At 73.0% G+C, this 23,336-nt stretch carries 23 protein-coding genes and 1 tRNA gene; 17 read left to right on the plus strand and 7 right to left on the minus strand.

Annotated features, from left to right (window positions below):
- Positions 1-5: 5 nt before the first annotated feature.
- Positions 6-308, plus strand: a complete 303-nt coding sequence (locus DCS98_RS10255; protein WP_116451269.1) for a hypothetical protein — start codon at positions 6-8, stop codon at positions 306-308.
- Here DCS98_RS10255 and DCS98_RS10260 read toward each other — a convergent pair whose 3' ends face one another.
- Positions 309-548, minus strand: coding sequence for a hypothetical protein (locus DCS98_RS10260; protein ID WP_116451270.1), 240 nt, complete (start codon positions 546-548; stop codon positions 309-311). It lies immediately after the preceding gene.
- 87 nt (positions 549-635) lie between these two features.
- Positions 636-708, minus strand: a tRNA-Lys gene (locus DCS98_RS10265).
- 197 nt (positions 709-905) lie between these two features.
- On the opposite strand from DCS98_RS10265, the gene DCS98_RS10270 reads away from it, so the two are divergent.
- The 4 genes from DCS98_RS10270 to DCS98_RS10285 all read left to right on the plus strand — a co-directional run bounded on the left by DCS98_RS10270 (position 906) and on the right by DCS98_RS10285 (position 4,007).
- Positions 906-2,063, plus strand: coding sequence for a L,D-transpeptidase (locus DCS98_RS10270; RefSeq protein ID WP_241037541.1), 1,158 nt, complete (start codon positions 906-908; stop codon positions 2,061-2,063).
- Positions 2,064-2,132: 69 nt separating this feature from the next.
- Positions 2,133-2,552 carry a hypothetical protein gene (locus DCS98_RS10275; RefSeq protein WP_116451271.1) on the plus strand — a complete coding sequence of 140 codons (420 nt, stop codon included), beginning with the start codon at positions 2,133-2,135 and terminating at the stop codon, positions 2,550-2,552.
- A 91-nt stretch (positions 2,553-2,643) separates the two neighbouring features.
- Positions 2,644-3,726: a WD40/YVTN/BNR-like repeat-containing protein gene (locus DCS98_RS10280; protein WP_116451272.1), complete on the plus strand. Its 1,083-nt coding sequence runs from the start codon at positions 2,644-2,646 to the stop codon at positions 3,724-3,726.
- Positions 3,723-4,007: a ubiquitin-like small modifier protein 1 gene (locus DCS98_RS10285; RefSeq protein ID WP_116451273.1), complete on the plus strand. Its 285-nt coding sequence runs from the start codon at positions 3,723-3,725 to the stop codon at positions 4,005-4,007. The genes DCS98_RS10280 and DCS98_RS10285 overlap by 4 nt, the downstream gene beginning before the upstream one ends.
- A 47-nt stretch (positions 4,008-4,054) precedes the next feature.
- Here the strand turns inward: DCS98_RS10285 and DCS98_RS10290 are convergent, their stop codons facing one another.
- From DCS98_RS10290 to DCS98_RS10305, 4 genes are all read right to left on the minus strand, one after another.
- Positions 4,055-4,297 (minus strand): hypothetical protein, encoded by a 243-nt coding sequence (locus tag DCS98_RS10290; RefSeq protein ID WP_116451274.1) that lies wholly within the window; start codon positions 4,295-4,297, stop codon positions 4,055-4,057.
- 92 nt (positions 4,298-4,389) lie between these two features.
- Entirely contained in the window at positions 4,390-4,692 is a 303-nt protein-coding gene (locus tag DCS98_RS10295; protein ID WP_116451275.1) for a transcriptional regulator, read from the minus strand.
- Entirely contained in the window at positions 4,682-5,137 is a 456-nt protein-coding gene (locus DCS98_RS10300) for a hypothetical protein (RefSeq protein WP_164704496.1), read from the minus strand. Before DCS98_RS10300 ends, DCS98_RS10295 begins: the two co-directional genes overlap by 11 nt.
- 46 nt (positions 5,138-5,183) lie before the next feature.
- On the minus strand, positions 5,184-6,974 hold the full coding sequence (locus DCS98_RS10305) for an AMP-dependent synthetase/ligase (RefSeq protein WP_116451277.1): 1,791 nt from the start codon (positions 6,972-6,974) through the stop codon (positions 5,184-5,186).
- A 128-nt stretch (positions 6,975-7,102) separates the two neighbouring features.
- Here DCS98_RS10305 and DCS98_RS10310 point away from each other — a divergent pair, with 128 nt between their 5' ends.
- Genes DCS98_RS10310 through DCS98_RS10325 form a run of 4 tightly spaced genes read left to right on the plus strand, consistent with a single transcriptional unit; the run spans position 7,103 to position 12,339 of the window.
- The gene (locus tag DCS98_RS10310; RefSeq protein WP_116451278.1) at positions 7,103-8,245 is read left to right on the plus strand and encodes an acyl-CoA dehydrogenase family protein; all 1,143 of its coding nucleotides are present in this window, start codon (positions 7,103-7,105) and stop codon (positions 8,243-8,245) included.
- 56 nt (positions 8,246-8,301) lie between these two features.
- Complete coding sequence (locus tag DCS98_RS10315; protein WP_116451279.1) at positions 8,302-9,516, plus strand: acetyl-CoA C-acetyltransferase; 1,215 nt, start codon at positions 8,302-8,304, stop codon at positions 9,514-9,516.
- Positions 9,517-9,544: 28 nt separating this feature from the next.
- A complete protein-coding gene (locus tag DCS98_RS10320) occupies positions 9,545-11,707 on the plus strand; it encodes a 3-hydroxyacyl-CoA dehydrogenase NAD-binding domain-containing protein (protein ID WP_116451280.1) in 2,163 nt (720 codons plus the stop codon).
- Positions 11,708-11,718: 11 nt separating this feature from the next.
- Positions 11,719-12,339: a TetR/AcrR family transcriptional regulator gene (locus tag DCS98_RS10325; RefSeq protein WP_164704497.1), complete on the plus strand. Its 621-nt coding sequence runs from the start codon at positions 11,719-11,721 to the stop codon at positions 12,337-12,339.
- A gap of 22 nt (positions 12,340-12,361) precedes the next feature.
- Here DCS98_RS10325 and DCS98_RS10330 read toward each other — a convergent pair whose 3' ends face one another.
- On the minus strand, positions 12,362-13,501 hold the full coding sequence (locus DCS98_RS10330; protein WP_206340184.1) for an acyl-CoA dehydrogenase family protein: 1,140 nt from the start codon (positions 13,499-13,501) through the stop codon (positions 12,362-12,364).
- A gap of 89 nt (positions 13,502-13,590) precedes the next feature.
- Here DCS98_RS10330 and DCS98_RS10335 point away from each other — a divergent pair, with 89 nt between their 5' ends.
- From DCS98_RS10335 to DCS98_RS10370, 8 genes are all read left to right on the plus strand, one after another.
- The gene (locus DCS98_RS10335) at positions 13,591-14,202 is read left to right on the plus strand and encodes a TetR/AcrR family transcriptional regulator (protein WP_164704498.1); all 612 of its coding nucleotides are present in this window, start codon (positions 13,591-13,593) and stop codon (positions 14,200-14,202) included.
- A gap of 15 nt (positions 14,203-14,217) precedes the next feature.
- Complete coding sequence (locus DCS98_RS10340) at positions 14,218-15,765, plus strand: acetyl-CoA acetyltransferase (protein ID WP_116451283.1); 1,548 nt, start codon at positions 14,218-14,220, stop codon at positions 15,763-15,765.
- Positions 15,762-16,556, plus strand: a complete 795-nt coding sequence (locus DCS98_RS10345) for a crotonase/enoyl-CoA hydratase family protein (RefSeq protein ID WP_116451284.1) — start codon at positions 15,762-15,764, stop codon at positions 16,554-16,556. Before DCS98_RS10340 ends, DCS98_RS10345 begins: the two co-directional genes overlap by 4 nt.
- Before the next feature lie 18 nt (positions 16,557-16,574).
- Positions 16,575-18,056, plus strand: coding sequence for a flavin-containing monooxygenase (locus DCS98_RS10350; RefSeq protein WP_116451285.1), 1,482 nt, complete (start codon positions 16,575-16,577; stop codon positions 18,054-18,056).
- A complete protein-coding gene (locus tag DCS98_RS10355) occupies positions 18,043-19,761 on the plus strand; it encodes an FAD-dependent oxidoreductase (RefSeq protein ID WP_116451286.1) in 1,719 nt (572 codons plus the stop codon). Before DCS98_RS10350 ends, DCS98_RS10355 begins: the two co-directional genes overlap by 14 nt.
- Positions 19,762-19,833: 72 nt before the next feature.
- On the plus strand, positions 19,834-21,162 hold the full coding sequence (locus DCS98_RS23895; RefSeq protein ID WP_164704499.1) for a methyl-accepting chemotaxis protein: 1,329 nt from the start codon (positions 19,834-19,836) through the stop codon (positions 21,160-21,162).
- 107 nt (positions 21,163-21,269) lie between these two features.
- Positions 21,270-22,667 (plus strand): TrkH family potassium uptake protein, encoded by a 1,398-nt coding sequence (locus DCS98_RS10365; RefSeq protein WP_206340185.1) that lies wholly within the window; start codon positions 21,270-21,272, stop codon positions 22,665-22,667.
- Positions 22,660-23,322: a potassium channel family protein gene (locus DCS98_RS10370; protein ID WP_116451288.1), complete on the plus strand. Its 663-nt coding sequence runs from the start codon at positions 22,660-22,662 to the stop codon at positions 23,320-23,322. Before DCS98_RS10365 ends, DCS98_RS10370 begins: the two co-directional genes overlap by 8 nt.
- Positions 23,323-23,336 lie beyond the last annotated feature (14 nt).

Below are 23,336 nucleotides of genomic sequence, written 5' to 3' on the forward strand. Positions count from 1 at the left end.
CGGGGATGGTCAGGAAGGACCTGCAGGACCTGGTGCGGCGCCGGCTCTGGGAGCTGGCCCGGACGCCGGAGGACGCCGCGCGCATGGCCCGCTGGGTGATCCCGCCGGAGACCCTCAAGCGCATGGCTCGCAGCGGTGGCGCCAGCTTCATCAGCGAGGGGCTCGCAGAGTTCCTGGCGCGGGCGCTGGACGTCCCGGAGAACCGCGTCCGGCGGGCCGCCGGCCTGCCGCTGGTGCCCGACGACCGGGAGAGCATCACCACCCGGCCCCACCTCCGCCTGGTCCCGAGGACGGGGGACGAGCGCTAGTCAGGCGTTCTGCCGGTGCATCGCGAGCATCCGGCCGATCACCTCGTGCCAGGCGGCCTGCACGTGCGGCGGCTCCTCGCTGACGATCGTCGTCACCTGCGCGGCGGTGCCCCGTCCCTCGCTGACGATCGCCTCGAAACCCAGGCGGAACAGCAGGTCCCGGATCCGGTCCAGGCCCAGCCCGGCGTCGATCAGCGGGCGGATGACCCATTCGTGCTGCTGAGGAGAGACAGAACCCACGACAGGTCTTCGCACGCAGCGGCACGTCCGGATGCACCTGGACGACGAAGCGGCCCGGTCCAGGAGGACCGGGCCGCTTCTCGGAGGTGCGCCATCAGGGACTCGAACCCCGAACCCGCTGATTAAGAGTCAGCTGCTCTGCCAATTGAGCTAATGGCGCGTGTCGCCCCGGCTGCTGGGCGACGAGGGAGAACGATACCAGCGCCTACCGGGCCGGTTCGCGGGCCCCGGCGTGACGCTCGCCTCGGTGGGTTCGTTTGCCCGGGCGTGGACACTGGATCGAAGGTGCACGGACCGGGCCGGACCGGTGCGTGGTCCCAGGGGAGAGGACGGGGCAGGGTGCGCAGGACAGCAGCCGTGATCACCGCGGGAGCGATGATCTTCCTGGCGGGGTGCAGCGGTGGGGACGACGACCCGCGCGGCTCGTCGGAGGAGTCGGCAGCCGCCGCGCCGGCGCCGGAGGTGTCGCTGGCGCTCGCGGACGGCTCCGCCGACGTCTCGCCCGTGACGCCGCTGGAGATCTCGGTCCCCGAGGGCGAGCTCGACGAGGTGACCCTGACCGACGCCGACGGGGCGTCGGTCACCGGCGCGGTGCAGCAGGAGGACGGCGCGGAGACCGCCGTCTGGGCGCCCGAGGCGCCGCTGGCCTACGGCACGGAGTACACCCTCACGGCCACCGCGGTGAATGAGGACGACGAGGAGGCGAAGGCGACGTCGACCTTCACCACGGTCACCCCGGCCACCGTCTCGACGCCCGGCATCGGGCCGCTCGACGGCCAGACCGTCGGCGTCGGCATGCCGATCCGCGTGTACTTCGACGACCCGGTGGTCGACAAGGCCGCCGTGGAGAGCCACCTCGTCGTGACCAGCACCCCGGCCACCGACGGCGTCTGGAACTGGTTCAGCGACACCGAGGTGCACTTCCGGCCCTCGCAGTACTGGCCGGCGCACACCGAGGTCCGCCTCGACGCCAACCTGTACGGGGTCGCCTTCGGCGAGGGCGTCTGGGGCGAGAAGGACCGCACGGTGTCCTTCACCATCGGCGAGAAGCACGTGTCGATCGCCGACGCCTCCACCCACACCATGGAGGTCTACGACAACGACCAGCTCGTGCAGAGCTGGCCGATGAGCGCGGGCAGCCCGGACAACCCGAGCTACAACGGCGCCCACGTGGTCACCGACATGAACCGGAACATGATCATGGACTCGAGCACCTACGGCGTCCCGGCGGACGCCCCGGGCGGCTACCGGACCCCGGTCGAGTACGCCGTCCGCATCTCCAACAACGGCGAGTTCGTGCACGCCGCCCCGTGGTCGGTCGCCCAGCAGGGCAACAGCAACGTCTCGCACGGCTGCATCAACCTCTCCACCGACCGCGCCGCCTGGTTCTTCAACTTCTCCCAGCCGGGCGACGTGGTGGAGATCCGCGGCTCGGCCGCGGGCACGCTGAGTTCCGACATCTACGACTGGACCATCCCGTGGGAGGAGTGGCAGGCCGGCAGCGCGCTGAAGTGAGCTGAGCGCGGCGTTTCCCCTCCCCGGCGCACGGGCACAAGATCCCGTGGTTCCGAGGAGGGGATTGCCGTGGACACGTGGCTCATCGTCCTGATCGTCGTGGTCGCCGTCGTCCTGCTGGTGCTGCTGGCCCTGGCGCTGTCCAAGCGCTCCCGCGTGGCCAAGCTGCGCCAGCGCGAGCAGGCCCGCGAGCACCTCCAGGAGTCGCAGGTGCGCGCCGCACGGGCGGAGAAGGAGCAGGCGCTCGCCGAGGAGCAGGCCGCCCGCGCCCGGCGCGAGCGGGCCGAGGTCGAGGAGCGCACCCGCCTCGCCGAGCAGGAAGCCCGCGAACGGTCCCAGCGCGCCGGCGAGGAGGCCTCCGAGGCCGAGAAGCTCCGGGCGCGCGCCGAGAAGATCGCCCCCGACCTGGCGCACGACGGGCACACCCACCAGCAGCCCGACGCCCCGCAGCACGACCAGCCCGGAGGTGGCGGCGCCACCCGCCGCTGAGTTCCGGCGCCCCGGAAGGTCACACCTCCCGTGAGGCCGTCCGTGGTCCTACGGTCGCCCTCACGTCGATCCGTCGACTCCGGAGGGCGTCATGACAGACCTGCTGGCCATCGGTACGCGCAAGGGGCTGTGGCTCGCCCGCAGCGACGACGACCGGCGCACGTGGACGCTGGGTGAACCGCACCTGCTCGCGCAGGAGGTCGCCGCCGTCTCCATCGACACCCGGCGTCCGGCGCCGCGCGTGCTGGCCGGCATCCAGTACGGGCACTGGGGTCCCACCGTCATGTGGAGCGACGACCTCGGCGGGAGCTGGCAGGAGACCGACCACGGTGCGATCCGCTTCCCCGAGAGGGAGGACGCCGCGCTCGCCCGCGTCTGGCAGCTGCGGCCGGACACCGCGGAGCGCCCCGACGTCGTCTGGGCCGGCTGCGAACCGCACTCGCTGTGGCGCAGCACCGACGGCGGTTGCTCGTTCGAGCTGGTCCGCGGCCTCTGGGACCACCCGCACCGGACGACGTGGGAGCCCGGCGGCGGGGGAGGGGCGGTGCACACGGTGCTGCCCAACCCGGCCTCGGACCGGGTGACCGTCGCGATGAGCACCGGCGGCGTCTACGTCAGCGAGGACGGCGGGGCGGCGTGGGAGCCGCGCAACCGGGGGATCACCGCGACCTTCCTGCCCGACGAGCTGCCCGAGTACGGCCAGTGCGTGCACAAGGTGGCCGTCGACGCCTCCGGCCCGGACCGGCTGTACGCGCAGAACCACTTCGGCGTCTTCCGCAGCGACGACGCCGGCGGCTCCTGGACGTCGATCGCCGACGGGCTGCCCGCCGACTTCGGCTTCCCGATCGTCTCCTCGCCGCAGACCCCGGGCACGGCGTGGGTGATCCCGCTGGTGGCCGACATGCAGCGGGTGCCGCCGGGCGGCCGGCTCCGGGTGCACCGCACGAGCGACGCCGGCGGGACGTGGACCGAGCTCGGCACCGGGCTGCCCGACGGCAACTGGAGCGCGGTCATGCGCGACGCCTTCTGCGCCGACGACCACGAGAGCACCGGGATCTACTTCGGGACGCGGGACGGCTGCGTCTACGCGAGCGCGGACGGGGGCGAGGCGTTCACGCTGGTCGCCGACCACCTGCCCGACGTCCTCACCGTCCGCGCCGCGCGGGTGCCGTGAGCGTGCAGGTGGTGCTGCCCGGCGCCCTCGCCTCGCTCGCGGGGGGCGCCAGGCACCTGGACGTCGACCCGGCGGGAGGCACGCTGGCCGATCTGCTCGACGCGCTGGCCGCGCAGCACCCGATGCTCTGCCGCCGGATCCGCGACGAGACCGGCCAGGTGCGGCGCTTCGTCAACGTCTACGTCGACGGTGACGACGTCCGGTTCCAGGGCGGGCTGGCCACCCCCGTGCCGGACGGCGCCGAGGTGCAGGTGCTGCCGTCGGTCGCCGGCGGCTGTTGAAGGACCCCCCACCACTCGCACGCTCGACGCGGGGCCCCGCAGGGGACCTACAGGGCGGCGAGCTCCGCGCAGCTCTCGCACAGCTGCTGCTCGTCGTAGCCCTCCGGCGGCCAGGGCAGCTGCTCGTCGATGGAGACGTAGGCGCCGCACAGCGCCTTGCGGCTCTGCCCGCTGACCCGGCCGATCGTGGCGTGCGCGGGGCCGATCTGCCGCGGCTTCAGACCCTCCGCGCCGAAGGAGCCGACCATCACCACCGCGTGAGCCGTTCCGTACGCGTAGACGCTGGTCATGTCCTCAGAGTCGGAGCCGCACGCCCGTCACGCCAGCACCGCCGGTCACGTGTCCACCGCACCCGTCACACCGGCACCGCGCGCACCGCGGGTCAGCCCGGATCGGCGGTGATGATCTCCTGCAGCGCCCGGACGTGACCGGCGTAGGCCCGGGCCCCCGTGCGCGTGAGCGAGAGCCACACCCGGCTGCGGCCGTCGCGGACCGCCCGCTCCTGCGTGACGTAGCCGGCGTCGACGAGGTGCGACAGGTGCTTGCTCAGCGCGGACTTCGACAGCTCGAGGCGCTCCTGCAGGATGCCGAACTCCACGCTCTGCGCGGCGCTGAGCATCGCGCAGATCCGCAGCCGCTGCGGCGCGTGGACGACCTCGTCGAACGCCGCCGTCTCAGCGGCCATCGCCGTACGTCCTCCGGTACCGGGCGCCGGTGACGAACACGACGGCAGCCGAGAACACGGCACCGACGATCCAGACCCACCGCGCACCGGTGGCCTCCGCGACCGCCCAGCAGACGGCGAAGCTGCCGAGGATCGCGGCCAGGAACGGGACCATGTCGGTGAGCTTCATCGATACCCAGCCGACGCCGTCGCGGTTGAGCCAGTACCGCGAGCCGAGGCCGCCCGCCGCCAGCGCGATGGCCAGGATGGCCACGAGCTGCGCCGTCCGGCCGGCGTCGCTGCTGGGCAGGAGGCGGATCAGGTGCAGGGCGGCGACGGCCCCCGCCTGCACGGCGAAGAACCAGGCCGGGATCGGCGGGTACCGCACCGCTTCCTCGTCGCCGGCCAGCTGCCGCAGCATCTCCTGCGCTTCGTGCGGCGTCGGGGCGCCGTCCTGGGTTGCCATGTAGGAAACTCTAGCGACGAGTTTCCTACATGGCAACCATCGGATGTCAGCCGGCGTAGATCTTGTCCACCTCGCCGGCGAACTCCTTCATGACCACCGACCGCTTCAGCTTCAGCGACGGCGTCAGCTGGCCGCCCTCGACGGTCCACTCGACCGGGAGGATCTCGAAGGACCGGATGGACTCCGCCCGGGACACCTGCGTGTTCGCCGCGTCGACGGCGGCCTGGATCTCGGCCACCACCTCCGGGTCGTCGACCAGGTCGGTCATCGCGGTGCCCGAGGGGCGACCCTTGCTCTCCAGCCAGCCGGGCAGCGCCTCCACGTCGAGGGTGATCAGGCAGCCGATGAAGGGCCGGTTGTCGCCGACGACCATGCACTGGCTGACCAGCGGGTGCGCCCGGATCTTGTCCTCCAGCACGGCCGGGGAGACGTTCTTGCCCCCCGAGGTGACGATGAGCTCCTTGATCCGCCCGGTGATGGTCACGTAGCCCTCGGCGTCGATCTCGCCGATGTCGCCGGTGGCGAACCAGCCGTCGCGCATGGTCTCGGCGGTCGCCGTCGGGTTGTTCCAGTAGCCGGTGAACACCTGCGGGCCGCGGACCTGGATCTCGCCGAACTCGGCGATGCGCACCGCCGAGCCGGGCGCCGGACGGCCGACCGTCCCGACCTTGAGGCTGTCGGGACCGCTGACCGTGGCCGGGCCGGTGGTCTCGGTCAGGCCGTAGCCCTCGAGGATGGTCACGCCGATGCCGCGGAAGAAGTGGCCGAGCCGCTCGCCCAGCGGGGCGCCGCCGGAGAGCGCGTACTCGACCTTGCCGCCCATCGCCGCGCGCAGCTTGCCGTAGACGAGGGCGTCGAACAGCTTGTGCTGCAGGTTGAGGCCGAGGCCGGCACCACCGGTGTCCTGGGCCTTGGACCAGGCGACGGCGACCCGCTCGGCGCGGTCGAAGATCGCCCCCTTGCCGCCGGCGTGCGCCTTCTGCCGGGCGCCGTTGTAGACCTTCTCGAACACCCGCGGCACCGCGACCAGGAACGTCGGCTGGAAGGTGCCGAGGTCGACCAGCAGCTGGGCGAGGTCGCCGGTGTGACCCAGGCGGGCACCGTTCTGGATGCAGCTGACCTCGATGATCCGCGCGAACACGTGGGCCAGCGGGAGGAACAGCAGCGAGCTCGCGTCCTCGGCGCGCATGGCCGGGATGACCGTCGGCGCCAGCTCGGCGACGTAGAGCAGGTTGCCGTGGGTCAGCTCGCAGCCCTTGGGCCGGCCGGTGGTCCCGGAGGTGTAGATGATCGTCGCCAGCGACTCGGCCGACAGGGTGGCGCGCCGGTCGGCCAGCTGGTCGGCGGGCACGTCGGCGCCTCGCGCCGCGACGTCCTCGAGGTCGCCGGCGTCGACCTGCCAGACGTCGCGCAGGCCGGGCAGCCCGTCCCGGACCGACTCCACCAGGGCCTGGTGCGCCGCCGTCTCGACGACCACCGCGACGGCTCCCGAGTCGGAGAGGATCCACTGCGCCTGCTCGGCCGACGAGGTTTCGTAGATCGGGACGGCGACGCCGCCGGCGGTCCAGATCGCGTAGTCGGCGAGCGTCCACTCGTAGCGCGTCTTGCTCAGGATGCCGACGCGGTCACCGGCCTGGACGCCCGCGGCGACCATGCCGCGGGCCAGGGCGGACACCTGCTCGGCGAACTGGCGGCTGGTCACCGGCTCCCAGCGGCCGCCGACGTTGCGGCTGAGCGCGACGTGGTCGGGTGTCGACGTGGCGTGCTCGCCGACGGCGTCGGGGAGGGCGGCGGTCGAGGGGATCTCGAAGGCGGTGGGGCTGGAGTACTCCTGCACGGGTGGGCTCCTGTCGATAGGCACGACGCTGTGACCTGGATCGCGAACATACAGAACGGATGGTCTGTATGTTGAGGTTTCTGGCAGTCCTCGCGGCCCCAAACGATCACGCTCCCCGGAGGGTTCCTGTGCAATCCGCGCTCTACGAGGCCGACCACGACGCGTTCCGCGCGATGCTGCGCGACTTCCTCGCCAAGGAGGTCGTCCCGCACCACGCGGCCTGGGAGGAGGCGGGCGTCGTCGACCGCTCGGTCTGGCTCAAGGCCGGCGAGCACGGCCTGCTCGGCATGGACGTGCCCGAGGAGTACGGCGGCGGCGGGGTCTCCGACTTCCGCTACAACGCCATCCTGTCCGCGGAGGTCAGCCGCGTCGGGGCCAGCGGCCTGGGCTTCACCCTGCAGAACGACGTCGTCGCCCCGTACCTGATCGCGCTCACCACCGACGAGCAGAAGCAGCGCTGGCTGCCCGGTCTGGTGAGCGGCGAGATCATCACCGCGATCGCCATGACCGAGCCGGGCGCCGGCTCGGACCTGCAGGGCCTCCGGACGACGGCCCGCCGGGACGGCGACGAGTGGGTCCTCAACGGCTCGAAGACCTTCATCACCAACGGCATCAACGCCGACCTGGTGATCGTCGTCGCCCGCACCGACCCCGAGGCCGGGGCGCGCGGGTTCTCGCTGCTCGTCGTCGAGCGGGACATGCCCGGCTTCCAGCGCGGCCGCAACCTCGACAAGGTCGGCCTCAAGGCCCAGGACACCGCCGAGCTGTTCTTCGAGGACGTGCGGGTGCCCGCGGCCAACCTGCTCGGCACCGAGGGGCACGGCTTCTTCCACCTCATGGAGAACCTCCCGCAGGAGCGGCTCTCCATCGCCGCGGGCGCCGTGGCCTCCGCCCGGATCGTGCTCGACCTGACCGTCGAGTACTGCAAGGAGCGCACCGCGTTCGGCAAGCCGATCGGGAAGTTCCAGAACACCCGGTTCGAGCTGGCCGAGATGCACACCGAGGTGACGATCGCCGAGACCTTCCTGGAGAAGGCGATCCTCGAGCACAACGCCCGCCGGTTCACCGCCGAGGACGCCGCCATGGCGAAGTGGTGGACGACGGAGCTGCAGAAGCGCGTCATCGACCGGTGCCTGCAGCTGCACGGCGGCTACGGCTACATGCTCGAGTACCCGGTCGCGAAGGCGTTCATCGACTCCCGCATCCAGACCATCTACGGCGGGACGACCGAGATCATGAAGGAGATCGTCGGCCGTTCCCTCGGCGTCTGACCCCACTCCCGAGCTTCATGGCGATGAAGCACGCATCACCACCCGAGAGGATCCGCATGACCGCCGAGGCGTTCATCTACGACGCCGTGCGCACCCCGCGCGGCAAGGGCAAGAAGACCGGTGGGCTGCACTCGGTCAAGCCGATCAGCCTGACCACCGGGCTGATCGACGCGGTCCGCGACCGCAACCCCGGCCTGGACCCCGCCCTGGTCGACGACATCGTCCTGGGCGTCGTCTCGCCCGTGGGCGAGCAGGGCGCGGTCATCGCCCGGACGGCGGCGCTGGCCGCCGGCCTGCCCGACACCGTGGCCGGCGTGCAGATCAACAGGTTCTGCGCCAGCGGCCTGGAGGCCGTGAACCTGGCCGCCCAGAAGGTGCGCTCCGGCTTCGAGGACCTCGTGCTCGCCGGGGGCGTCGAGTCGATGTCCCGCGTGCCCATGGGTTCGGACGGCGGCGCCTGGCCGATGGACCCCGAGACCGCCGCGCGTACCGGCTTCGTCCCGCAGGGCATCGGCGCCGACCTGATCGCGACGCTGGCCGGCTGGAGCCGGGAGGACGTCGACGCGTACGCCGCCGAGTCGCACGCCCGCGCCGCGAAGGCGTGGTCGAACGGCTACTTCGAGCGGTCCGTCGTCCCGGTGACCGACAAGAACGGCACCGTCGTGCTCGACACCGACGAGCTGGTCCGCCCGGGCACGACGGTGGAGTCGCTGGCCGGGCTGCCGTCGGCGTTCGCCGGCATCGGGGACATGGGCGGCTTCGACGCGGTGGCGCTGAACAAGTACCACTGGGTCGAGCGGATCGACCACGTGCACACCGCCGGCAACTCCAGCGGCATCGTCGACGGCGCCGCGCTGGTCGTCGTCGGCACCGAGGAGGCGGGCTCCCGCAACGGGCTGACCCCGCGCGCCCGCATCCTGAGCACCGCCGTCTCCGGCGCCGACCCCGTGATCATGCTGACCGGTCCGGCGCCGGCGACGCACAAGGCGCTGGCCAAGGCCGGCCTGACCGTCGACGACATCGACCTGGTCGAGATGAACGAGGCGTTCGCCGCCGTCGTCCTGCGGTTCATGGCCGACACCGGCTTCGACCACGAGCAGGTCAACGTCAACGGCGGCGCCATCTCGATGGGCCACCCGCTGGGCGCCACCGGCGCGATGATCCTGGGCTCGCTCGTCGACGAGCTCGAGCGGCGCGACCTGCGCTACGGCCTGGCCACCCTGTGCGTCGGCGGCGGCATGGGCATCGCCACCGTCGTCGAGCGAGTCTGAGGAGCGAGCTGCATTGTCTGAAGAGCAGATGACCTACAGCACCATCCGCTGGGAGCAGGACGCCGACGGCGTCGTCGTCCTCACCCTCGACGACCCCTCGTCGTCGGCGAACACCATGAACGACGCGTACGTGCGGTCGATGGGCGAGACGATCGACCGGCTGGAAGCCGAGAAGGGATCCGTCCGCGGCGTCGTCCTCACCAGCGCGAAGAAGACCTTCTTCGCCGGCGGCAACCTCGGCAGCCTCATCCAGGCGACGCCCGAGAGCCGCGACCAGGTCCTGGCCCAGGTGACGCTGGTGAAGAGCCAGCTGCGCCGGCTGGAGACGCTCGGCATCCCGGTCGCGTCGGCGATCAACGGCGCCGCGCTCGGCGGTGGGCTGGAGATCGCCCTGGCCACCCACCACCGCGTCGTCCTGGACGACCCGAAGGTGAAGCTCGGCTTCCCCGAGGTGACCCTCGGCCTGCTGCCCGGTGGCGGCGGCGTCGTCCGCTCGGTGCGGCTGCTCGGCCTGACGACGGCGCTGCTCGAGCTGCTGCTCCAGGGCCAGCAGCTCCGCCCCGACAAGGCGCTGAAGCTGGGGCTGGTGCACGAGGTGGCGAGCGCCGACGAGCTGCTCGCGACGGCCAAGGCCTGGGTGCTGGCCAACGAGACCGCCCAGCAGCCCTACGACGTCAAGGGCTACAAGGTGCCCGGCGGCACGCCGTCGACGCCGTCGCTGGCGTCCAGCCTGCCCGCGTTCCCCGCGAACCTGACCAAGCAGCTCAAGGGCGCGCCCTACCCGGCGCCGTACGCGATCCTCTCGGCGGCGGTGGAGAGCCTGCAGGTCGACGTGGACACCGCGTTCACCGTCGAGGGCCGCTACTTCGTCGACCTGGTCGTCGGCCAGATCTCGACGAACATGATCCAGGCGCTGTGGTTCGACCTGAACCGGATCAACGGCGGCGGCTCGCGGCCGTCCGGCCCGGCGCAGTACGCCGCATCGAAGGTCGGCGTCCTCGGGGCCGGGATGATGGGCGCCGGCATCGCGCACGCCTTCGCCAAGGTCGGGGTCGAGGTCGTCCTCAAGGACGTCAGCGCCGAGGCGGCGGAGAAGGGCAGGGCGCACGTCGAGGCGCTGGTCGGCAAGCAGGTGAGCCGCGGCCGGATGACGCAGGAGAAGGCCGACGCCTTCCTCGCGCGGATCACGCCGACCGGCGACGCCGCCGACCTCGCCGGCTGCGACGTGATCGTCGAGGCCGTCTTCGAGGACCAGGCGCTCAAGCACCGCGTCCTCTCCGAGGCCGAGGCGAACGCCCTGCCGGACGCGCTGCTGGCCAGCAACACGAGCACCCTGCCGATCACCGGACTGGCCGAGGGTGTCTCGCGGCCGGCCGACGTCGTGGGCATGCACTTCTTCTCGCCGGTGGACAAGATGCCGCTGGTCGAGCTGATCGTGGGGGAGCGGACCTCCGACGCGGCGCTGGCCCGCGCCTACGACGTCGTCCGGCAGATCGGCAAGACGCCGATCGTCGTCCAGGACAGCCGGGGCTTCTTCACCAGCCGCGTGTTCGGCACCCTGGTGATGGAGGGCGCGGCCCTGCTGGCCGAGGGCCTGGCGCCGATGAGCGTCGAGCGGGCCGCGCTGCAGGCCGGCTTCCCGGCCGGGCCGCTCACGCTGCTCGACGAGGTCACGCTGACGCTGCCGCTGAAGATCCGCGACGAGGCGGCCAAGGCCGGCGCCACCGACGACCACCCGGGCGTGGCCGTGCTGCGGACGCTGGTCGAGCAGGGCCGCACCGGCAAGTCCTCCGGCGCGGGCTTCTTCGACTGGGAGCCGGAGAAGCGGGTCTGGCCGGGGCTGGCCGAGCTCTTCCCGAGCTCCGACGCCGTCCCGTTCCGGGACGCGCAGGAGCGGCTGCTGTTCGCGATGGCGGTGGAGACCGCGCGCTGCGTGGAGGAGAAGGTCCTCAACTCGGTGGAGGACGCCAACATCGGCTCGATCATGGGCATCGGCTTCCCGCCCCTCTACGGCGGCGTGCTGCAGTACGTCGACCAGTACGAGGCCGGGGTGGCCGGGTTCGTGGCCAGGGCCGACGAGCTGGCCGACGCCTACGGCGAGCGGTTCCGTCCCCCGGCCATCCTGCTCGAGCGGGCCGTCCCGGCGGGGAGCCTGCGCGCCGTGCTGGCCGGTGCAGGGGCGTCCCGCTGACCTCCACCACCGTGCGCGGGTCCCGCCCGCCGCTCCGCCGCACCCAGGCGGAGCGGCGGGCGGCGACCCGTGACGCCCTCGTCCGTGCGACCGTCGAGTCGCTGGTCGAGCTCGGCTACGCGCACACCACGACCCAGGAGGTGCAGCGCCGGGCGGGCGTCTCCCGCGGGGCGCTCACGCACCAGTTCACGTCCAAGGCCGACCTGGTCCTGGCCGCCGTCGACCACCTCTACGCGGAGTTCAGCGCGAGCGTCCGCGCGGCCGCCGCCGAGCTGCCCGAGGAGTCGGTGGCCCGCGTCCGGCTCGGGGTCGAGCTGGTCTGGCAGCGGTTCCACGGCCCGCTGTTCGTCGCGGCGATGGAGCTGTGGACGGCGGCCCGCACCGATCCCGAGCTGCGAGCGGCGCTGCTGCCGCACGAGCGCCGGCTGGGCGCGCAGCTGCGCGAGCTCGCCTTCGAGGTGTTCGGCGAGGAGGTCGCCCGCCACCCGGCGGCCGAGTCGGTGTACCAGGTGCTGCTCACGTCGATGCGCGGTCAGGCGCTGACCTACGCGCTGCAGCCGGAGGCCTCGCGGAGCCACTTCCTCCAGCACTGGCTGACCATCGTCGAGGCCCTCACCCCCCGCCCCTCCTGAGCATTCTGTACACAAAGCCGGGTCAAGCGAGGAGGAGCTTGGCGACGATCTCGGTCATGATCTCGTTGGTGCCGCCGCCGATGCCGAGGATCCTGCTGTCGCGGTAGTGCCGCTCGACCTCGGTCTCGCGCATGTAACCCATGCCGCCGTGCAGCTGGACGGCGTTGTCGACGACGAAATCGCACGCCTCGACGGCGGTGTTCTTCGCCATCGCCACCTGCGTGAACACGTTCTCGCCGGCCAGCCACGCGTCGATGACGGCGCGGGTGTACGTGCGGGCGACGTCGGTGCGCCGGGCCATCTCCGCCACGCGGTGGGCGACCACCTGGCGGCTGGCCAGCGGCCGGCCGAACGTCGTCCGGTCCTTGACCCACGCCAGGGTGAGGTCGAGGCAGCGCTGCGCGGTGGCGTAGGCCTGGACGGCCAGGCTCAGCCGCTCCGCGGCGAACTGGCCCATGATCGCGTAGAAGCCCTCGTCCTCCTTGCCGATCAGGTTGCCCACGGGAACGCGGACGTCGGTGAAGGTCAGCTCGGCGGTGTCGGAGCAGAGCCAGCCCATCTTCTTCAGCGGTGCCGACACGGCGAGCCCGGGCATGCCCCGCTCGAGCAGGAGCAGCGAGATTCCCCCGGCGCCGTCCCCGCCGGTCCGGACGGCGACGGTGAAGAAGTCGGCCCGCGTCGCCGAGGTGATGTAGAGCTTGGCGCCGTTCACGACGTACTCGTCGCCGTCCCGGACGGCGCGGGTGGTGAGGCCCGCGACGTCGGAGCCCGCGCCGGGTTCGGTGATCGCCAGGGAGACGATCTTCTCGCCGGCCAGGACCGGCCGGGCGACCCGGTCGACCAGCACGGGGTCGCCGGCCTCGACCAGGTGCGGCAACCCGATGCCGTGCGTGAACAGCGACGCGACCAGCCCGCTGGAACCACCGGCCTGGATGATCTCCTCCGCGATCACCAGGGTGTCGATCGCCGACCCGCCGTCGCCACCGACCTCCTCGGCGAACCCCACCCCGAGCAACCCGGCCGCGGCCGCCTTCCGGTGCAGCTCGCGGGGGAGGGCGCCCGCCTCCTCCCAACCGGCCAGCGCCGGCACGATCTCCGCCTCCGTGAAACGGCGGGCGGACGCGCGCAGCTCGCGACGTTCGGCGGTGTCCCAGCTGCTCACGGCGTCTCCTCGAAGTGTGTCGGCGACGACATCTTGTACGCCGCGTTTCATCTTGTACAGTACCGCTCAAGATTGGCGGGGAGGTGGACGTGGTCGAGCGGGTGTACGCCGGGATGAGCGCCGAGGAGCGCTCGGCGCGACGGCGCGAGCAGTTCCTCGCCGCCGGCCTCGAGGTGTTCGCCGAGCGCGGGTGGGCGGCCAGCACGGTGGCCGACGTCTGCCGTTCGGCCGCGTTGAGCCCCCGCTACTTCTACGAGCTCTTCGGCAGCCGGGAGGACCTCTTCCGCGCCGTCTCCACCCGCATCGGCGAGGAGGTGCGCGCGACGGTGCGGTCCGCCGTCGCCGTCCAGGGCCTCGACCCGCAGGAGCGCGCCCGCGGCGTCCTCGCCGCCCTCGCCGAGTACTTCACCGCCGACCCGCGCACCGTCCGGGTCGCCCTGATGGAGTCGCTGGCCACCGAGGAGTTCCGCCGCGACCGCCGCGAGCTGATCGAGGGCTTCGGCACGCTGGCCGCCCGGCTCATGCGCTCGCTGCGCACCGGAGGCGCCGACGACCGGTCGCTGGAGACCAGCGCGGCCGTCCTCACCGGCGGCCTGGTGGAGCTGCTCGTGTCGGGGGTCGAGGAGCCGTTCACCCCGGCCGCGCTCGGCCGGCTGCTCGACCGGCTCACCGCCCTCTACACCGCCGCCGCCCAGCTCTGACCCCGAGGAGAACCCGTGCCCGACGAGTCACGCACCCCCGTCCTGGTGGGGGTGGGCCAGCTCCGCGCCAACCGGGAGCGCACGGTGGACGGCGCGCGCGAGCCGCTGGACCTCGTGGCGCAGGCCCTGCGCCTGGCCGGGCGGGACGCCGGGGCGCCGGACCTCCTGCGGGCCGCCGACGCCGTCTTCGCCATCCGCACCGCGAGCTGGGCCTACGACGACCTCGCCGCCTCCGTGGCGGCGAGCACCGGCGCGGCCCCGCGGACCTGCGAGAACACCGCGCTCGGCGGTCACCTGCCGGCCCGGCTGCTGGACCGGGCGTCCGCGGCGATCTGGGCGGGGGAGAGCGACGTCGCGGTGATCGTCGGCGGCGAGGCGCAGGCGTCGGCCAACGTCCTGGCGAAGGCGGGGGTCGACCCGCGGGAGCGCGGCTGGAGCGCCGCCCCCGGTGGCCCACCACCCCTGGACCTCGGCGAGCTCGGCTCGGCGGAGATGCTGGCCGCCGGCCTCTTCCTCCCGCCGCGGATGTACCCGCTGTTCGAGAACCGCCTGCAGGCCGACCTCGGGCTCACCCCGGAGGAGAACGCGGCGTGGTCGGCACGCCTGTACGCCGACCTCAGCCGCGTGGCGGCGCAGAACCCCCACGCCTGGAACCCCGAGGAGCTGACCCCCGAGCAGGTCGGCACGGTGGGGCCGGGCAACCGCATGGTCTGCGAGCCCTATCCGCTGTCGATGAACGCGATGCCCAACGTCGACCAGGCCGTCGCCGTCGTCGTCACCTCGCTGCGGGCCGCCCGCCGGCACGGCATCCCGGAGGACCGGCTCACGTACGTGTGGGGCGGCGCGGGCGCCGACGACCTGCCCGACCCCCTGCGCCGCACGGGCTTCTCCGGCTCCGAGGCGCTCGGCCGGGCGCTGGACAGCTCGCTGGAGGCCGCCGGGCTCGGCATCGGCGACGTCGACCTCGTCGACGTCTACAGCTGCTTCCCGATCGTGCCGAAGCTGGCCACCCTGCACCTGGGGCTCGACCGCGACGCCGTGCTCAGCGTGGCGGGCGGCCACTCCGCGTTCGGCGGGCCGCTCAACACCTACTCGCTGCACGCCGTCGCCACCATGGTCGAGCGGCTGCGGGCCGGGGCGGGCACCGGCCTCGTGCACGCCAACGGTGGCTACCTCTCCTACCAGCACTCCGTCCTGCTCGGCGCCCGCCCGCACCCGGAGGGGTACGTCGGCAGCCCGGAGCCGGCGCGCGTGACGCACCCGGACGCGCCCCCGGTGCTCGAGGCCGCGACCGCCGCGCAGGACGGCCCGGAGCTCACCGTCGAGACCGCCACCGTCGAGCACGGCCGCGACGGCGCCCCGCAGCAGGCGTTCGTGGTCGGCCGCCTCCCGTCGGGGGAGCGGGTCGCGGCCGCCACCGCACCCGACGACCGCACCGCGGCCGCCGCGCTCTCGCTTGCCGCCCTGCCGCCGGGCGCCGTCTCGCACGTCGGCCGGACCGTGCGGCTGTCCCTCCGGGACGGCCAGGCCGCCGTCACCCTCCCGTCAGGAGCTCCCGCATGACCGACGACCAGCCCAGCGTCCTCACCGAGCGGACCGGCCACACGCTGGTGATCACGCTCAACCGGCCGCGGGCGCGCAACGCCGTCGACGCCGACGTCGCGACCCGCGTGGCCGACGCGCTGGCCGCGGCCGACGCCGACCGGGAGGTGCGCTGCGTCGTCCTCACCGGCGCCGGCGACACGGCGTTCTGCGCGGGCGCCGACCTCAAGGCGCTCGGCCGGGGCGAGACACCCCTGGCGCCCGGCCGCGAGCAGCTGGGGTTCGCCGGGTTCGTCCGCCACCCGGTCAGCACGCCGGTGATCGCCGCGGTCAACGGCCAGGCGCTCGGCGGCGGCACCGAGCTGGTGCTCGCCAGCGACCTCGCGATCGCGGCCGACACCGCGAGCTTCGGCCTGCCGGAGATCTCCCGCGGCATCTTCGCCGCCGCCGGGGGAGTGCTCCGCCTGCCCGAGCAGCTGCCCCGCAAGGTGGCGATGCGGCTGATCCTGACCGGCGACCCGATGCCGGCCGCCGACGCGCTGCGCTGGGGCCTGGTCAACGAGGTCGTGCCCGCCGCCGACGTGCTGCCGACGGCATTGGCCCTGGCCGAGCGGATCGCCGCCAACGCGCCGCTCGCCGTGCAGGCCAGCAAGCGCCTGGCCCTCGGCATCGTCGACGGCGACCTGCCGCACGAGGCCGCGGCGTGGCGGCGCAACGACACCGAGATCGCCGCGATCGGGCAGAGTGCCGACGCGATGGAGGGCATCGTCGCCTTCATCGAGCGCCGCACCCCCACGTGGACCGCGGGCTGAGCGACGAGGGGAACAGCGATGACCAGGGTGGCCGTCATCGGGACCGGCTTCGGCGGGATCGCCGTCGCCGTCCGGCTCAAGCAGGCCGGCGTCAGCGACCTCGTGCTGTTCGAGAAGAGCCATGACGTCGGCGGCGTGTGGCGCGAGAACACCTATCCCGGCGCCGCGTGCGACGTCCCCTCGCACCTGTACTCGCTCTCCTTCGCGCCCAAGGCGGACTGGTCGCGGCGGTTCGCCCCGCAGGCCGAGATCCACCAGTACCTGCGCGACGTCGCCCGCGACTTCGACGTCCTGCCGCACATCCGGTTCGGGACCGAGGTGCTGGCCGCGACCTGGGACGACGACGACGGCGTCTGGCGGCTCACCCTGGCCGGCGGCGGCGAGCACGAGGCCGACGTCCTCGTCGCGGCGACCGGCCAGCTCAGCCGGCCGAGCACGCCGGCCATCCCGGGCCTCGACCGGTTCGAGGGCACGATGTTCCACTCCGCGCAGTGGGACCACGGGCACGACCTGACCGGCGAGCGGGTCGCCGTCCTCGGCACCGGGGCCAGCGCCATCCAGTTCGTGCCGGCCATCGCGCCCCGGACGGCATCGCTGACGGTGTTCCAGCGCTCGGCGCCCTACGTGCTCGCCAAGCCCGACCGGGCCTACCGCGAGCGGGCGAAGAAGGCGTTCGCCCGCGTCCCCGGGCTGCTGCGCCTCTCCCGCGAGGGCAACTACTTCTCCAACGAGCTGCGCTCCCTCGGCTTCAACACCGAGCCGCGGCTGCTCTTCGCGCACAAGGCCGCCTACCGCAAGCACCTGCGCGCGGCGGTGGCCGACCCGGCGCTGCGGGAGAAGCTCACGCCGACCGACCCGATGGGCTGCAAGCGCATCCTCATGTCCAACGACTGGTACCCGGCGCTGCAGCTGCCGCAGGTGGAGGTGGTCACCGACCGCATCGCCGAGGTGCGGGCGCACTCGGTCGTCACCGCCGACGGCGCCGAGCGCGAGGTCGACACCATCGTGCTCGGCACCGGGTTCGCGGCCACCGAGTTCCTGCTGCCCATGCGCATCACCGGCCGCGGCGGCTGCGACCTGCACGAGCAGTGGAAGGACGGCGCCCGGGCCCACCTCGGCACCGTCGTACCCGGCTTCCCCAACTTCTTCGTGCTCTACGGCCCGAACACCAACCTCGGGCACAACTCGATCATCGTGATGCTGGAGGCGCAGGTGTCGTGGGTCGTGCAGGCGGTCCGGGCGCTGCGCGACGGCCGGGTGCGGGAGCTGGAGGTCCGCCGCGACGTCGCGGAGCGGTTCGACGCCTGGGTGCAGGAGCGGGTGGGGCACACGGTCTTCGCCGGCGGCTGCTCCAGCTGGTACATCGACGAGCACGGCCGCAACACGCAGAACTGGCCGGCCTCGACGCTCACCTTCCGGCGCCGTCTGCGGCGCCTCCGGCTCGAGGAGTTCGAGCCGTCCCCCGTCGCCGTCGCTGGAGGGGCCCGTGCCCAGGACTGAGCACACGGACGTCGTCGTCGTCGGCAGCGGCTTCGGTGGCAGCACCGCAGCCCTCCGGCTGACCGAGAAGGGCTACCGCGTCACCGTGCTCGAGGCGGGGCGCCGGTTCGCCGACGACGAGCTGCCGAAGACCTCCTGGGACCTGCGCCGCTATGTGTGGGCGCCGCAGCTGGGCTGCTACGGCGTGCAGCGCATCCACCTGCTGCCCGACGTCCTGGTGATGGCCGGCGCGGGCGTCGGCGGGGGGTCGCTGAACTACGCGAACACCCTCTACAAGCCGCCGCCCACCTTCTTCCGGGACCCGCAGTGGGCGGGCATCACCGACTGGGCCGCCGAGCTCGAGCCGTACTACGAGCAGGCGTCGCGCATGCTCGGCGTCACCACCAACCCGACGACCACGGCGGCCGACGAGATCTTCCGCCAGGTCGCCGAGGAGATGGGTGTCGGCGACACGGTGGTCCCCACGCCGGTGGGCGTCTTCTTCGGCGAACCGGGTGTCACCGTGCCCGACCCGTTCTTCGGTGGCGTCGGACCCGACCGCACCGGGTGCACCGAGTGCGGCTCGTGCATGACCGGCTGCGCGGTCGGTGGCAAGAACACCCTGGTGAAGAACTACCTGTACCTGGCCGAGCGCAGCGGGGCGGTGGTCCACCCGCTGACGACCGTCACGTCGGTGCGCCCGCGCCCCGGTGGCGGCTACGAGGTCGAGACGCGGCGCACCGGCGCGTGGCTCGGCAGGCGCACGGTCCGCCGCTGGACCTGCGACCAGGTCGTGCTGGCCGCCGGCACCTACGGCACCCAGCGGCTGCTGCACGCCATGAAGGACGGGGGCACACTGCCGGGGCTGTCGCCCACCCTGGGGCACCAGACGCGGACGAACTCCGAGGCGGTGCTCGCCGCGACCGGCCGCCGGGGCGGGCCCACCGACTTCAGCCGCGGTGTCGCCATCACGTCGTCGTTCCACCTCGACGAGCACACCCACGTCGAGCCGGTGCGCTACGGCAAGGGCAGCAACGCGATCGGGCTGCTGCAGACCGTGCTGGTCGACGGCGGCGGCCGGCTGCCCCGCTGGCTGAAGGCGCTCGGCGTGATCGCCCGCCACCCGGGGGCGTTCGTGCGGAGCCTCTCGGTGCGCGGCTGGTCGGAGCGCACGCTCATCGCGCTGGTCATGCAGACGCGGGACAACAGCATCGTCGTCTCCGGGCGGACGGGGCGGTTCGGCCGGAAGCTCACCAGCCGGCCGGGCCCGGGGGAGCCGGTGCCCACCTGGATCCCCGGCGGGCACGAGGCGGTGCGGCGGATCGCGGCCACGATCGGCGGTGACCCGGGCGGCGCCTTCACCGACCTGGCGAACATCCCGATGACCGCCCACTTCCTCGGCGGCTGCGTGATCGGGGCCACCGCGCAGGACGGCGTCGTCGACCCCTACCACCGGGTGCACGGCTACCCGGGGCTCTCGATCGTGGACGGGTCGGCGGTGTCGGCGAACCTGGGCGTGAACCCGTCGCTGACCATCACCGCGCAGGCGGAGCGGGCGACCGCGCTGTGGCCCAACAGGGGCGAGGCCGACCCCCGGCCCGCGCCGGGTGAGCCCTACCGGCCGGTCGCACCGGTGCCGCCGCGTCGGCCCGTGGTGCCCGCGCACGCACCGGGAGCGCTGCGGCTGCTCCCGCTGACCGTCGTCCGCCGGTCCGAGGTCGGCTGACCGTTCGACCGGAACTGGAGCGACTCCAATCATCCCGCTCAACACGGTGGACGGGGTGCCGATGAGGAAGGGGTGACTCCCACCCCTGTCGCGACGACGGCGTCCCGGCCCAGCGGCTTCCTGGCATCCCTCCCGCGCGGCGTGCGCCTGGACGAGCCGAGCTTCCGGTCCCGCCACCAGATCATCGCCGGCATCCTGGCCGTCCACCCGCCGGTGCTCCTGGGCATCGGCGTCTGGCAGCACCACACCCACGGACCGTGGCTCTGGGTCGAGCTCGGCGCGATCGTCGCGATGTGCCTGCTCGGCCAGGTGCTGCGCAGCCAGGTCGCCCGCGCGAGCGCTGTGGGTGTCGGCCTGATGCTCTCCGCCGGGACGCTCGTGCACGTCAGCGGCGGTCTGACCGACATGCACATCTGGTTCTACGCGCTGCTCGCGCTGGTGGCGCTCTACCAGTCGTGGGTGCCGTTCCTGCTCGCCGTGGCCTTCGTCGCCGTGCACCACGGGACGATGAGCCTGGTCATGCCCGAGATGGTGTACTCGACGCCGCTCGCGCTCGACTACCCGATGGCGTTCGCGCTGCTGCACGCGGTCTTCCTGCTCGCCGAGGCGACGTTCCTCGCCTACGGGTGGAAGTTCACCGAGGAGGCCGACCGCGGCCGCCGCGCCGAGCAGCGCCGGGCCGAGGAGCAGGCGCTGGCCCAGGCCGCCGTCCAGGCCGAGCTCGCCGAGGAGCGCGCCCGGGCAGCCGACAGCGCCGCGGCCGAGCTCGCGCAGCGCACGCAGCGCGCGGCCCTGCTGGAGCACCAGCTCGCCGAGCTGGTCGACGCCGGCCAGCGGCTGGACGAGAACGTGGGCACCGCCACCTCCGTGATGGCCGGCCTCCGCGAGGCGATCTCGGAGATCGCCGCCGCGGCCAGCTCGGCCACCACGACGGCGAACCAGGCCAGCGCGGGCTCGCGGGAGAGCGCCGAGACCGTCGAGCGGCTGGCCGAGACCATGGCCGAGATCGACCAGATCGCCGGCAGCATCTCCACCATCGCCGACCAGACGAACCTCCTGGCGCTCAACGCGACCATCGAGTCGGCCCGGGCCGGGGAGGCGGGCAAGGGCTTCGCCGTCGTCGCCGGGGAGGTCAAGGACCTGGCGGGGGAGACGGCGAAGGCGACCGAGCGGATCCGGCGCGTCGTCGACGCCGTGCGCGGTGACGTCGAGGCGGCCGGCACCGCGCTGACCAGCGTCCAGGAGGTCATCCTGGGCGTCGTGGAGGCGCAGACCACCATCGCCGCGGCGGTGGAGGAGCAGAGCGCGTCGACCGCGCAGGCGCAGGACGCGATCGTCGGCGCCTCGCGGGAGGCGACCCGGATGGCCGCCGACCTGCAGCGCATCGTCGACGGCGTCTGATCCGGCGAGGTCGTCTCTCGGGGGGCTCCGCACCTGGTCAGCGCCTGGTCGACGTTCGTACGGACCGTCGGTCATCCGGGCGAGGGGGGCTGTGGCACGGTGTCGCGGTGAGCTCGGACCACCCTCGGACCGTTCCGGCACCGTCGGTCCGTCGCCGGGCGAGCCGCTCGGCGGCCACCCGTGGGTTCCGCCACCCGGGCCAGGTGATCGCGGGCTCCTTCGCCGCTGCGGTCGCCGTCGGGACAGCGCTGCTCTCGCTGCCGATCGCCACGGCCGGACCGGGCCGCGCCGATCTCCTCACCGCGCTGTTCCACGCCACCTCGGCCGTCTGCGTCACCGGTCTGGTCACCGTGGACACCGGCACGTACTGGTCGGGCTTCGGGCAGGCGGTCATCCTCGGCTGCATCCAGGCCGGCGGGCTCGGGATCGCCACGCTCGCGACCCTGTTCGCGCTGCTGGTGTCCCGGCGCCTGGGGCTGCGGGCGCGGCTGGTGGCGCAGGCCGAGACGAAGGCGCTGTCGGCCGCGGACGTGCGCCGGGTGGTGGCCAGGGTCGTGGTCTTCGTCGTGGCCGCGGAAGCGGTCGTGGCCGTCGTGCTGGCGCTCCGGTTCGCCCTCGGCTACGGCCAGTCGTGGTCGTCGGCGGCCTACCACGGGGTGTTCCACGCCATCTCCGCGTTCAACAACGCCGGGTTCGGGCTGCGGGCCGACAGCCTCGTGCGCTACGTCGCCGATCCGTGGATCAGCCTGACCATCTGCACCGCCGTCATCGTCGGCGGCCTCGGCTTCCCGGTGGTGTTCGAGCTCGCCCGCGAGTGGCGCACACCGAGGACCTGGTCGGTGCTCACACGGATCACGGTCGTCGTCACCGCCCTGCTGCTCCTCGTCGGCACCCTCGTCTTCCTGTTCGCCGAGGCCGGCAACCCCGGCACGCTGGGCCCTCTCGGCGCCGGGACCAAGGTCCTCGCCGCCTTCACGGCGGCCGTGATGCCGCGCACCGCCGGGTTCAACAACCTGGACGTCGGCGCGTACCAGCCGGAGACGCTCCTGCTCACCGACGCCCTCATGTTCATCGGCGGCGGGTCCGCCGGCACGGCCGGCGGGATCAAGGTCACCACGTTCGGCCTGCTGGCCTACGTCCTGTGGGCCGAGATGCGCGGCGACCCCGACGTGGAGGTCGGTCGCCGCCAGGTGCCCGCGAGCAACCAGCGCCAGGCGCTCGCCGTCGCCCTGCTCGGTCTCGGCGTGGTCGCCGTCGCGACGTTCGCCATGGAGGCGCTGACCGACTTCACCTTCGACCAGGTGCTGTTCGAGACGGTGTCGGCGTTCGCGACGGTCGGGTTGTCCACCGGCATCACCGCCGACCTGCCCGCCCCCGCCCAGTTCCTGCTCGTGCTGCTCATGTTCATCGGCCGTATCGGCCCCCTGACCCTGGCCTCGGGGCTCGCTCTCCGTGAACGGGCCCGTCGCCACTCGCTGCCGGAGGAGAGAACCATCGTTGGCTAGCCGCAGGGATCCCGTCGCCGTCATCGGCCTGGGGCGGTTCGGCCGCGCCCTGGCCCAGGAACTCGCCCGCGGGGGCACCGAGGTGCTCGCGGTCGACCGCAGGGCCGACATCGTCCAGAAGCTCTCGGGCCAGCTGGGCCAGGTCGTCGTCGCCGACTCGACGGACCCCGACGCGCTCGCCGAGATCGGCATTGCCGACATCCCCCGCGTGGTGGTCGCGATCGGCAACGACCTGGAGGCCAGCATCCTGACCACGGCGCTGCTGTCCGAGATCGGCGTCCCCGACATCTGGGCCAAGGCGATCAGCCGCCAGCAGGCCACCATCCTGGAGCGCGTCGGCGCGCACCACGTGGTGTTCCCGGAGCAGGACATGGGTGAGCGGATCGCCCACCTGGTCTCCGGCCGGTTGCTGGACTGGGTGGAGCTGGACCCCCAGTGGGTGTTCGCCAAGACCCGCCCGCCCCGCGAGATCGTCGGCGTCCCCCTCGGCGAGACGGGGCTGCGCACGAAGCACCGCGTCACGGTCGTGTCGGTCAGACCGGAGAACCAGACCAGCTACTCGCACGCCGGCTACGACACCGTCCTGACCTACGGGGCCGAGATCGTCATCGCCGGGCGGCCGGCCGACGTCGAGCGGTTCGTCGAACTGCAGTGACCGGCGGCGCTCGC

The sequence above is a fragment of the Blastococcus litoris genome, assembly GCF_003075095.1.
GTDB lineage: Bacteria > Actinomycetota > Actinomycetes > Mycobacteriales > Geodermatophilaceae > Blastococcus_B > Blastococcus_B litoris.

Bases quoted from the DNA above. Each gene is read 5' to 3' on its own strand.
- DCS98_RS10255 (WP_116451269.1), top strand. From the start codon at position 6: ATGGTCAGGAAGGACCTGCAGGACCTGGTGCGGCGCCGGCTCTGGGAG.
- DCS98_RS10315 (WP_116451279.1), top strand. From the start codon at position 8,302: ATGACCGCCGAGGCGTTCATCTACGACGCCGTGCGCACCCCGCGCGGC.
- DCS98_RS10300 (WP_164704496.1), bottom strand. From the start codon at position 5,137: ATGGCAACCCAGGACGGCGCCCCGACGCCGCACGAAGCGCAGGAGATG.
- DCS98_RS10345 (WP_116451284.1), top strand. From the start codon at position 15,762: ATGACCGACGACCAGCCCAGCGTCCTCACCGAGCGGACCGGCCACACG.
- DCS98_RS10280 (WP_116451272.1), top strand. From the start codon at position 2,644: ATGACAGACCTGCTGGCCATCGGTACGCGCAAGGGGCTGTGGCTCGCC.
- DCS98_RS10295 (WP_116451275.1), bottom strand. From the start codon at position 4,692: ATGGCCGCTGAGACGGCGGCGTTCGACGAGGTCGTCCACGCGCCGCAG.
- DCS98_RS10290 (WP_116451274.1), bottom strand. From the start codon at position 4,297: ATGACCAGCGTCTACGCGTACGGAACGGCTCACGCGGTGGTGATGGTC.
- DCS98_RS10350 (WP_116451285.1), top strand. From the start codon at position 16,575: ATGACCAGGGTGGCCGTCATCGGGACCGGCTTCGGCGGGATCGCCGTC.
- DCS98_RS10320 (WP_116451280.1), top strand. From the start codon at position 9,545: ATGACCTACAGCACCATCCGCTGGGAGCAGGACGCCGACGGCGTCGTC.